The organism is Streptomyces sp. NPDC001002 (genome assembly GCF_053599215.1).
On the sequence record NZ_JBSFLV010000226.1, the window covers coordinates 1 to 11,454 of the forward strand.

At 65.7% G+C, this 11,454-nt stretch carries 6 protein-coding genes; 1 reads left to right on the forward strand and 5 read right to left on the reverse strand.

Translation table 11 applies throughout. The features are described 5' to 3' along the window. Window positions 1-114: 114 nt before the first annotated feature. From ACWDR3_RS45370 to ACWDR3_RS45390, 5 genes are all read right to left on the reverse strand, one after another. The gene (locus ACWDR3_RS45370) at window positions 115-585 is read right to left on the reverse strand and encodes a hypothetical protein (RefSeq protein ID WP_450358560.1); all 471 of its coding nucleotides are present in this window, start codon (window positions 583-585) and stop codon (window positions 115-117) included. Further along, complete coding sequence (locus ACWDR3_RS45375; protein WP_450358561.1) at window positions 582-3,599, reverse strand: DNRLRE domain-containing protein; 3,018 nt, start codon at window positions 3,597-3,599, stop codon at window positions 582-584. Before ACWDR3_RS45375 ends, ACWDR3_RS45370 begins: the two co-directional genes overlap by 4 nt. 446 nt (window positions 3,600-4,045) lie before the next feature. Next, window positions 4,046-6,703 carry a hypothetical protein gene (locus ACWDR3_RS45380; RefSeq protein ID WP_450358562.1) on the reverse strand — a complete coding sequence of 886 codons (2,658 nt, stop codon included), beginning with the start codon at window positions 6,701-6,703 and terminating at the stop codon, window positions 4,046-4,048. A gap of 794 nt (window positions 6,704-7,497) precedes the next feature. Next, window positions 7,498-7,986 carry a hypothetical protein gene (locus ACWDR3_RS45385; protein WP_450358563.1) on the reverse strand — a complete coding sequence of 163 codons (489 nt, stop codon included), beginning with the start codon at window positions 7,984-7,986 and terminating at the stop codon, window positions 7,498-7,500. Then, on the reverse strand, window positions 7,974-9,746 hold the full coding sequence (locus ACWDR3_RS45390) for a hypothetical protein (RefSeq protein WP_450358564.1): 1,773 nt from the start codon (window positions 9,744-9,746) through the stop codon (window positions 7,974-7,976). The genes ACWDR3_RS45385 and ACWDR3_RS45390 overlap by 13 nt, the downstream gene beginning before the upstream one ends. A 503-nt stretch (window positions 9,747-10,249) precedes the next feature. Between ACWDR3_RS45390 and ACWDR3_RS45395 the strand changes: the two genes are divergently transcribed. Beyond that, window positions 10,250-10,924, forward strand: a complete 675-nt coding sequence (locus tag ACWDR3_RS45395) for a ThuA domain-containing protein (RefSeq protein ID WP_450358565.1) — start codon at window positions 10,250-10,252, stop codon at window positions 10,922-10,924. The last annotated feature ends 530 nt before the right edge of the window (window positions 10,925-11,454 follow it).

Below are 11,454 nucleotides of genomic sequence, written 5' to 3' on the forward strand. Positions count from 1 at the left end.
TACAACTTTACAATTGGGGTGATTGGATTACTGTGGTGTCCACTCCCCACATACCGCCGTGGGGGGTGGGGGGTCTGTCCGTGATGTCACGCCACGGACAGACCCCCGGGGATGTCAGTCGGCGACCGCTGCCGGACGGTACACGGTCAGGGCCCGACGAACCGCCACGGCACCGACGTAGCCGATCGCGACCAAGGTGAGCACTCCGATGACCGTGCCGATGGAACTCGGCCGGACCCCGCCGGTCAGCAGGGCGGGCACGGCGTAGGTCGTCGCCGCGAGCTGGAGCAGAGCGACGGCGAGCAGACTGGCTGCCGTCACCTGCTTCGGCAGCCGTTCGGCCAGTCGCGCCGATGCCAGCAGGACGGCACTCCAAAGGAGCACCAGTCCGACCACCACGACCAGTCCGTAGAAGCCGGCGCCGAGACCCGCCGTGTCGCAGTCGCGGTCGAGATCACGGCCGTCAGCCTGGTTGAACTCGCACATCGTCCGGCCGAATCGGGAGAGCAGGCTGGACAGTCCGGCCAGCACGAGGGTCTCCCCGCACAGCAGGAGGGCCGCGAAGCGGCGGTGTACCGCGCTCATCCGCTCGTCCCCATGATGAGCTTGCCGTTCTTGACGACGTACAGTTCGCCGCTCTTGGCCTTGGCCTTGCACTTCAGGCGAACCTTCGTAAATGGCTTGTCCTTGTTCTCATAGGCGGCGCCGATGAGCCGTCCCTTGCGGTTGTTGCGCAGGTCCATCTCCTTGTCGTTCCCCTTCGACGTCGCCTCGTGGTTGGTGCCGATCGAATAGGCATTGTTGTAGCCCACCGCGTCGCTCAGCACCATCCGGGCGCTCCAGTAGCAGTGCCGGAACGCGTCACCGGTCCCGAGGTAGAGGGAACCGGAGCTCCAGTTCCCGTCGCGGGCGTACTCCTGCGCCTTGTTCAGCGCGCTCGGTGCGTGCTGACCGTATGCGGAGATGCAACTCGCCCGGTGGCCGTTGTTGTTCGTGCACCACTTGTACTCGGTGTTGTTGAGGTCGGCACCGTAGAAGCTGGGGTCGAGGAGCACCGGGTAGGCGATGCTCGTCCCGGCCGCCGGGGACAACGACACGGTGACCGTGCTGCCGCTTGCCGTCAGGGTCACCGGGATCGCCGTGCCGGCCGCGTCCCGGGCGAGCGGGGCGGAGATCATGACGGTGGGGGCGGTCGAGGTCCCCCCGATGATCAGGGTGCTGTCGTTGTCCTGGGAGATCGACTGCCCCTCGGCGAGCGTCACCGTGTAGCTGTACGACGTCGGCGCCGCCGCCGTGCGCAGCAGATGGTAGGTCTCGATGCTGTTGGTCGCCGTGCGCACCGCCAACGTGTCCGAATCCGTCTGGGCGTTGGGATAGACGACGAGGTTGGTGCCCTCGACCTCGGCCGTCGACCCGGCGGAGCCGGGCAGGGCGACGGAGGTCGTCCCGGCCGCCGTCTCGGCAGCGGCCGTCACTGAACCCGAGGAGGTCCCGGGCAGCGACAGCGTGGTGTCGGCCACGGCGGAGTCCTCGTCCTCGGCGACCTCGTCGAGCGGTTCTTCCACGAAGTCCGCGGGCGGCACCTCACTGGTCTCGTCCGGCTCTGTGACGTCCTCAGGTACGACGTCCTCGTCGGCTTCCTCAGCGGCGGCGCTCTCGGCCTCGTGCAGGATGTCGGAGAAGTGCGTCTCGGCCACCTCGGCGGCGAACTCGGCGGTGACCGTGCCGCTCAACTGCCCGACGTGGAAGGTGTGTTCGCTGCTCTCGGACCACGCCCCTGCCGCGTTCTGCACGCGGGCGGTCACGATGTGGGTGCCACGGGTGGCCGGGACCAGGGACACGGATGCCGAGCCGGAGGAGATGGACACGGTCTTCGGGTCCGCGTCGTCGAGTGTGTACTCCAGGGTGCGCGGGTTGCTCGCGGTCGTGGTGAAGGCGAAGCTTCCGGCGGTGCCCGCGTCGCCCTTCCAGGTGATGCCCGACGGGTAGGCCGTCGAGGAGATGGCGGGTGCCGAGGGGGTGGAGGTGTCCACGTTCAGCGTGCGCCAGCCGCTCACGGTGGAGTTGGCGCTGCCGTCGTAGGAAAGCGCCCGCCATTTGTACGCCCCTGTGCTCAGCGCGCTGCCCGGGCTCCAGCCGAACGTCGACCCCGAGGCCTTGTACGCGGTCGTGCCCGAGGTGACCAGGGTGCTGCCGGTCGAGTCGTACACCTGGAAGGTGACCCGTACCGAACCGCTGTCGCCGTCGGTCGCCTTGGCGCTCAGCGCCGGGGTGGCGTCTGCCGTGTAGGCGTTCGCGGCCGGCGACTGCAGAGTCGGCGTGGCGGGCGGGGTGTTGTAAGTAACCGACAGCTTGGGCGCTTTGCTGCTGTCCGAGTAGTTCGCCGAGCGGTATCGGCGCCAGGTGGTGGAATCGCTCTCGCTCTTCCCGCGCACCTCCACTCCGTAGTTTGGCTCGCCGCCCTCGACCCAGGCCTGCACGATGCCGCCGACCTGCCAGGTCTGGCGAGCGGCCGGGCAGTCACTGGAGTAGCCGTACGCCTCGGTGCTGGTCTTGGCGCCGGTGGCGGTCGACGAGGGTTTGGTGCTCCAGGTGACGGTGGAGGAGTCCCATGCGCTCGTGATGCGGCGCACCTGCACGCCTGCGCCGTCCGTCGCGCAGGTCGAGGAGTAGTACGAATGCATCGACAGGTACGCGGTCTTGATGTCCTTGCCCGCGAACTGCGAGACGTCGAACTTCAGATACGACCGAGCGATCGTGCTGCCGGCGTCGTAGGTCCCCGCCTTCAGCTCGGTCGAGGACCGCTGCGAGTCGGTGTAGTTGGTGGCCAGCCAGGTGTCCGTGGTCACCGCGAGCGAGGCGATCGGGTCCAGCGTGACGGGATAGGTCAGCTCCGGGTCGGCCAGGAACTCCTGGTCCGGAGTGAGCACCAGCGTGGTGTCCCCGTCCAGGTCGGTCTCGACCCGGGTGGTGATCTCCGCCTGGTGCTCCGGCTCACCGGAGGCCCGGTCCACAGAGGAGTCCCACATGTGCGGAGCGGACGCGTCGGCGACGAGCTCGCCGTCCTTGTCGTGAAGCAACAGATGCCCGGACACGGCATCCTGAGTGAGCGTCAGACCATGCAGGTCGAGCGGAATCCGGTACGTCGTGGGAGCGTCCGGAGCAGAGTCCAGAACCACCGACTGCTCGAACCCCTGGGCGAGCGCCTGCACGGTGAGAGTCGTCCCGCCGCCGAGGTCATAGGCGGCGGTGTCCCCATCGACCTCCGGCACCGGCAGCGCCTGCGGCCACTCCATTCCGAACGAGGTCCCCGCGTCGTTCCCCACCGACGCGAGCTCCTTGTCACCCCCGTCCGAGACCGCCACCTCCGCGGGCGCGCTCTCCGGCTCCAACTGGGCGCCGGTATCGGTGAGATCGGTGTCGACGGCCTTCCAGGACCCGTCCTCCTGCTCGACCCGAACCGGCCCCGCATAGGCCTCCGTGGTCGTGGTTCCATCGCTGTTGACGTACGTCGTGGTGTCCTCGGTGCGCAGCGACAGCACCTCGATCCGGCGCCCCTGCAACAGGGCCTCCCGCCGGGCCTCACTCTCGCTCTCCACTCCCGACACACGACTGGACACACTCGGCCCACTCGCCTGTGCGGTCCCTGAAGCGATACCTGACGTCAACACGGTGGACGCGAGTAGCGTCATCACTACCGCCCCCACCACTGCTCCGGGTCTGCGTCGTCCGACGGCCCGTCTGGGTATGTGTCTCATGTCCCCTCCCACTGTTCTGTCCTCGCGATCGGCTCTCGCGAAAGGCAGAAGGGAACTAATACAGCAGCGAGTTGACGTCCCCCGGACAGCCGCTGACCAGCACCGATGAGTGGACCATGAGCTTCCTGTACGCAAAAGGGACAGCCGGGCGGAGATCATCATGTTCCCGCGCACTCCGACGCTCACAGGAGGGGAACACCGACCAAGATCCGTGGCCGAATCGTTGCGCGGATTCGACTCGGCCAGGACCCTGTGATCGGTCGGTCCCGGGAGACGTCGAAGATCGACTAGGTGATCTGGAAGGCGTCGATCGTGGTGTAGATCCCGCTGCTCTTGACGATTTTCACGGTGTGGGTTCCGGAGGACAGGCCGGATGCGCTGTAGATCACCTGTTGGGTCGCGCGGCTGGTGGATGCGGTGTGCACAGCGCCCTTGTCCACGCCGTCGAGGTAGATCTCGTTGTCACCTTGGTCGGAGTTGGTCTCTCCGATCACCTGAATGCCGGTGCCGGTGAAGGTCAGGGACACGGAGGCGCCATTCGTCTGGGTGTAGTGCACGCCGTCGTTGAAGTCGCCCAGCCCGCGGAAACCGCTGTGCGCCCACGCCCCGGTGTAGGTGATGGCGAGGTTGTCGTCGTCTGTGCGGCCGGTGAGCGGGGCGTACTGCTGCGGGACGCCGGCCGCGGCGATGATCGACTTCGCGGCCGTCGGCCACGCGCCGCCGCTGACGATGGTCGCCTGGCTCACGGTGTCACCGGTGCCGTTGTCGTAGTACGAGGCGTTGTCCGAGTAGTTGTCGTGGGCGTGGATCGTGTTGATGGTCGGGGTCCACATGCCGATCCAGTTGGAACCGCCGAACTCGATCACGTTGTCGTGGGTGTCCCAGCAGGAGCTGCCCTCGTCGTGGTAGAGCATCGTGTTGGCGTGGTTGCCTTCAGCGACGACGTTGCCGGCGAGTGTGGAGGCCTCCTGGCAGAGGCCCGCGGAGACCCCGGTGCCGTAGCCCTGGCCGCCGTTGGTGTAGATCGGGCTGCCGTCGTGCAGGATGCCCATGACGTCGTGCACGTGTTTGTCGGTTATCTGGTTGCCCTCGGCGTAGTCGGTGCCGTGGAAGCAGGTGGTCAGACCCTGCTTGGCCTGGAGCGTGCAGTCTGACTGCCACCCCCAGCCCCAGCCCCAGCCCAGCGAGATACCGGAGTAGGGCGTGTACCCGATGTCGTTGTGGGTGATGGCCAGGTCCCTGGTGTAGCCGGCCCAGACGCCCACGGTGTCGGAGTAGTCCTGCGCGACGAACGAGATGGTGTTGTTCGAGACCGTGTTGCCGCTGGTCATCAGCGCGGCGTCGTTCTGGAAGTAGTCGTCGACGTTGCCGAGGGAAACGCCTCCGCCGGCGGTGTCGGTGATCGTGCTGGCGGTCACCGTCGAGTTCTGGGTGCCGTCCGCCAGATACACCGCGGTGGTCCCGAGATGGTTGAACACGTCGCCGGTGAAGGTGATGCCGGCGCCGCGCGAGACGGTCACGGCCGCCGGGACGATGCTCGGGGTGACGGGCGAGGTGGCGGTGTTCCACAGCACGCCGGCCTGGTTGTCCAGGTACCCGATGGTCGCCGGGTCGTTCCAGGTGGTGCCGGTGAACGTGACGCCCTGGAACGAGATGTCCTTGACCGGCACGACGGGATCCGGAGTGGTGACGAACCCGTCGACCGTGAGGTAGGAGCCGCCGGTCTTGGTGATCCGCACGGTATGCGTGCCCTGGGTCAACCCCTGTACCGAGTAGACCACTTGCTGAGCCAGCCGGGTGCTGCCCGAGGTGTTCTCGGTCCAGCTCCGGCTGGTGTCCTGGGTACCGTCGACGTATGCCGTGAAGCTGCCTTCGTCGTTGTAGGTCTCGCCGAGCACTTCAAGGCCTGTGCCGGTGAAGGTGTAACTGACCGAGTCACCGTTGTGCGACGTCGCGGCGACGTCCTTGTTCAGGTCACCGAAGCTGCGGCTGTCGTAGTCGAGCCAGCTGCTGCCGGAGTAGGTGGCGCCCGAGGCGTCCTGGTTGACCGGGGCGAGGTGATCGGGGGCGCCCTGGAGGGTCAACAGACTCTGCCGTACGGGCAGTTCGACGTCCGCGGTGGCCATGTCCTGCCCGGAGACAGGGATGTAGTAGACGTAGTCGGCGCTCTTGTCGAGGTAGAACTCCCCCGGCTGGTCGAGCAGTTGGTACGCGTTCTGCATGTAGGTGATCGTCGTCATCGCTGGCAGGCCCGATCCGTTGAACGGGAATCCCAGATTGGGCACGTTCGTGTTGTTGGCACTCCAGCAACTGGGCAGCACGTTGATGGCCGAACCACCGGAGGCGGCGGTGATGCTGGAGAGCGGGCAGCTCTCGTGCTTCCACTCGCTCTCGGCCACCACCTGGATCTGGGACTGGTTGGTATAGGTGGCCAGGGAGGCGTCCGTGGAGGAGAACCCCGAGGAGGTCACCGCAAGTCCGGCCGGAGTACCCGAGCTGCGGGCGAGCCGGGCTCGTCGGCCGTCGACGGACAGTTGCTGGCCTCCCGCGGCGGCGTCGGCGGCGGAGACGGGCGCACGCCAGACGTTCAGGGCGGAGTCGAACTTCGTGAACCCGGTGAGTTTGACCGCACCACTGAATGTCGGGGTCTGGCCGGACACCGCCTGCCAGGTCACGTGGTAGCCGTTGCTGCCTGAGTCCGCCGCGCCCAACTGCAGGGCGGAGGACAGCCGGTAGACCCCGCCGTACAGGTTGACGTCGATGTCCGCGCTCATGTTCTTGGCCGCGACCTGGACCGCGGCTTTGCCTCCCGCCAGACTGCACGGGGCCGAGGTGCTGCACGCCGTACCGCTGCCGTTCGGAGAGACGTATACGACGGTGGCGGCGGCAGCCGCCTCCGAGGGGGCGGCTGCCAGTCCCCCGGCCGCCAGTGCGAGAGCCAGCAACGCTCCAAGGCTTCGTCTTTTCACAGTGTGGTCCCTTCGGAGACGACCGGGATTCCAGGCGTCTTCGGGTGAACAGGTCGGATGTGTTCAGGACACTGAGCAGAGGATTGTGCGGAAGCTGCGGCGCAGGTGACAGCGGCAGGCGTGCGAACGCTGGCCGAACTGCCTGTACCACTGGCGCGGTTGTCTGTACGGCACGTGACGACGGACCGGTCCGGGGAACGGTCCGCCACCTGTGCGCCTGCGCCACCCGCCACCCATCGACCGCCCGCGACCGCCAGTTCCCAGGCCGGGTCGCCGAGCCGGTGCGCCTGCTGGACTGGTGTGGGTGTCGCGGTGTGTTTCCGGAGTGTGTCACTCTCTGGCACGCAGCGATGATGGCCCCCGGAGAGTCGAGGCCGTTAGCCCGAGTCCCACTGTGGTTAGCACGGAATCCACCCGACAAGCGGACGCGGTGGGCGGGTGACGACCGACCTCGGCGAGAACCCGTCGCTCGACTCGGCGCCGTCAGGCTGCGACCGAGGAACCACATAAGTCGCTGAGGCGGGCTTCATCGGCGTCCACCACCTCGGATCGCCTCGCTCTCTCCTTCCCGCGGTGTACTAGGGCGCCGTACCGGGGTTCAGCGCCTGCTCGGCCCAGATGGTCTTGCCGGTCGCGGTGTACCGGGTACCCCAACTGCTGGTGAGTTGGGCAACCAGGAGCAGCCGACGACCGCCCTCGTCGAAGATGCGGGCCCGTCGCAGATAGCCACGATTTGTTTCCCGGCAAGCCTTAAGCCACTGGTATTGAGGCTAGGACGGGTTTTGATACCCGGGACGCCATCCGACTGAGAGGCCCCAGTGAATCCCGGCGCTGGCCGTGACCGTGATTTCGACTTGTTGCCTACTGCTGCCCAGACCTATCTCGTTGTAGGTCGTTGAGGGCGTGGCCGTACACGGGATGGTGTAGGTCGCCAATTTTCCGATGACCATGGTTGTTTTCCCGTCGCCGGTGCATTCGGTCGCCACAGCAACAGTCCCGGCCTTGATGGTCTTGATCACGGCCACTTCTTCCGAGCCTGTCTTGTCTGCCAAGCGGATGAGGGCCTTGGTCGAGCCGGAGATGTCGGGGGGAGTCTTCGTCAGGTCAATGGCGGAGGTGGAGTTGGAACGGGGCGAGGGGGTGTTTGAGCTGGTGTCTGATGAGCCCTGACCGTTGTGCGACGTGCAGCCTGCCATGAAGGGCAGGCTCATGGTCAAGGCGATCGTCACCGCCGTGAGGGACTTGTTCAGCTTTCCCATGTGTACCAGCCGACGGTGTAAGGCGTGTAGGAGACGATTGTTGAAACCTTGTAGTGCGAGCAACTGGGGAGCACGTAGTAGCTGGTGCCGATGATGCGTCGTCGCCAAACGCCGTACTTGGCGTTGACTGTCTTGTGCGGTGGAATGGTGGCCGTTACTGAGTTGCCGAGTTCCGCGGTCAGCGATGCTGAGAAGTTGATGCCGTAGGTGGTCTCTTGCTTCGAAACGAGCTCGTTGAGTGTGACCTTCAGTGATCCAGTCAAACTGACCCCGACGGTCCCTGACGCCTTGGCGGTGAAGGTGGTGCTTTCCTTGTTGCTGGTGTTGTTGTAGTTGGACTGGTAGGGGCCGACAGCATGGATGTATCTGCCCTTCTTGGAAGTGGGCTTGTAGACCTTGCTTGAGTCGCAGAGATGAGGGTCGGCCGCGTTGGCGCTCGGAGCGTCCGTAGGATCTGCCGGCTCGGAGGTGACAGCCGCGGGGTCCGTCGGCGCATCGGTCAGGTCCGTCTCCGTGGGATCGACCGGCGGTACCGTCGTCAGGGTGCCGTCGTCGTCATTGCCGTCGAGGGAGAACCATCCTTGCAGGTCGACGATGAGATGGATGGTGCCGGAACTGCCGTTGTAGATGCTCACCGCGCCCTGATCACCGGGCTGGGCAATCACCAGGTCGGAGGTTGACGTACTGGCCTGGAAGGTGTCTACCGACGTGATGGACGGCATCGGCTCCCCGGTTGGCCACACCCGCAGATAGCCGGAGTTCTGCTGGCCGGTCGTCGTCAGATTGAGCACCGCGGCGCCGAAGGACGTCGGGATGCCGTCATTGCCGGCCACCTCGACGCTGATGCTGCCGCCGGCTGGGATCGCCGTGGACGAGCGGGTGTCCAGCAAACGGTCCTGGACAGCGGTGAAGATGCCCGAGCCGTCCGAGGAGGCTTCGGTGAAGTAGCCGTAGACGTCCAGAACGACATCGATGGGCTGCGTGGACGACCCGTTCTTGAGGGTGATCTGGCCGTCGGTTCCCACGGGGATGACCGCGCCCTGCGAGGTGGTGACGCTCTTGTAGTCCATGACCGGCTGCCCGGTCGAGCCGCCGGTGGCGTAGGCGTACAGGCTTCCGTCGTCGCCGGATGCCGGGACGATGAGGTTCGCGTAAACGGACGCTTCGTCGGTGATACCGGCCATGCCGTCGATCTGGACGTTCAGCGTTCCGCCGGGGGCAATTTGTGCTTCCGGAGCTCCCGTTCCGTTGCGGGTGTCGACGAGCCGTGACTGCGTGACCGGAATGTATCCGCCTTGGGGGGTGGTGCCGTCGCCGGACGTGAAGTAGCCGCTGACGTCCACGACCAGGTCAACGGTGCCACTGGAGTTGTAGACATCGATCTTCCCGTCCGCTCCCACCGCGACGATTGCCGCGTTGCTCGTGGTGTCGCCGCTCGAGAAGTTGACCGTGGAACCGGGAGCGGGCTTGGTCGTTCCGTCCGGCCACAGCTCCATGTAGCTGCCTGAGGAAGTGGCGTTCACCGCTTTGACCACCAGCGAAACGGCGGACACTCCGGAAGAAGGCACGCCACCCACACCCGCAACCTGGAAGGAGGTCGTGGAGGCTGCGCCGAGCGACGTGCTGACACCGAGAGACGATCGCGTGTCAACGATCTTGGAAGACGGTGAGACGGGGAAGAAGTCACCACTGGAGGCGGTGGTGGCACCCGCGTGTGCCAGGCTCCCCAAGCCGAGCCATGCGAGTACCGAGAAGAGCACGACGGCGAGCGTCAGACGTCTGTACCGAGTGCGTCTGGCTTCCAACACCTGTGAACCCCCTGTGTATTTACGGACTTCATCCCTGATGGGATCCATGTCCGAGTTCGGAGGAGCGTAAGGATCAACTACTCCAAAGAACAACAATCATCGACTTAAGGGCCCGCAAAGAAGATCGAGAGACATGGGTGCTGACCTGCGTGAATCCCCTGCGCCCTCGCATACCGGGCTTACCCTGAAACTTTCGAGGGGTCTCGGGCACTTTGCGGATGCGTTCACGCGATCAGCGGCTTCGGAGTCAGATGGCAGGCAGCGGGGCCCCGCGCGTTTTGCTGTGGCCGCTAGGGGCTTAACTTGGCGTTTACATTACTTTACTGGTGCAAAGTTTTGTTTGTTCTGGTTTCCGACTAGGCGCTTACACGCTTCCCGCCCGAAGGGCAACATCGCCCATGTGGACAGGACTAACCTTGATCGACCCCGCAGCCACGCCGTGAAAGGCGCCCAACGTGTCTCCCCAGCTTCTGGTGTTCACCCGGACGACCGGCTTTCGGCACGACTCGATCCCCGACGCCGTGAAGGCCGTGCGGGAGTTGGGCGACGACCACGGATTCGGCGTGTTCGCCACCGAGGACCCGACGAACCTTGAGAGCGGCCTCGGACCATATGCGGCCGTGCTCTTCCTCTCCACGAGTGGCAAGGTCCTGACCGATCTCGGCCGAGCCAACCTCAAGGAGTACGTCGAGGGAGGAGGAGGCTTCGTCGGGGTGCACTCCGCGGCCGGCACCGAATACGAGTGGCCGTACTACGGCGACCTGCTCGGTGCCCGATTCGCCGACCATCCGCCGTACCAGCCCGGGCGTCTCCACGTCGAGGACCCTACGCATCCGGCGACGCAACATCTGCCCCGCGTATGGAACTTCACCGACGAGTGGTACAACTTCCGCACCAATCCACGCGGTTCAGTGCACGTGCTTGCGCGGGCGGACGAGGGCTCGTACGAAGGCGGCGGGATGGGAGCCGATCACCCCATGGTGTGGTGCCGGGAGGAGGGCGCGGGGCGGGTCTTCTACACGGCGCTCGGACACGCCGCCGAGGCCTACCAGGACCCGGCCTTTCGAGGCCACCTACTCGGTGGCATCCGATGGGCCTCCCAAGTCGAGGTCTCTCGGGAATTCGGCTGATCATCCCGCCGCCGGCCATCCCGACGAGCAGCGTAAAGGCAGCCTTGGCTCGATGGCCGATGCGCACTTCACCGTCATTCGCATTGGCGAGCCGGTCTCGTCGACCGGGGAGCCGGACAACGGCTCGACCTCGACTGGCTACAGCGGATGCTGGACGGTACCCACGAGCGCGGCATCGCGGCGCTCCACCGACCCTGTGCGCGCTTCGACGCCGAGCACGTCGTCCGGAAGATCGTCGCTCGGTACGCCGACCACCCGGCAGGCATCCGCCTCCTCGAACCCTCCACCGCCCGCGCAACCGCATCTACGCCGCGTTCAAGCCTCAAGAGTCGTCCGCCGGGCCCCAAAGACACAGCCGTTCCCGTACAGCCCGTCCAGATCTCCAGGAATACCGCCAGCGATATTGCCCAACCTGGACCCTCCACCTAGCCTGAGTTTGTGCCGCTAATAAACAAAACCCGATCGCACAACGCCGTGCCGGGCAGCCGCAGCGAGCTCAGTCGACTCCGCATCGCCCTCACCGTCTTCTT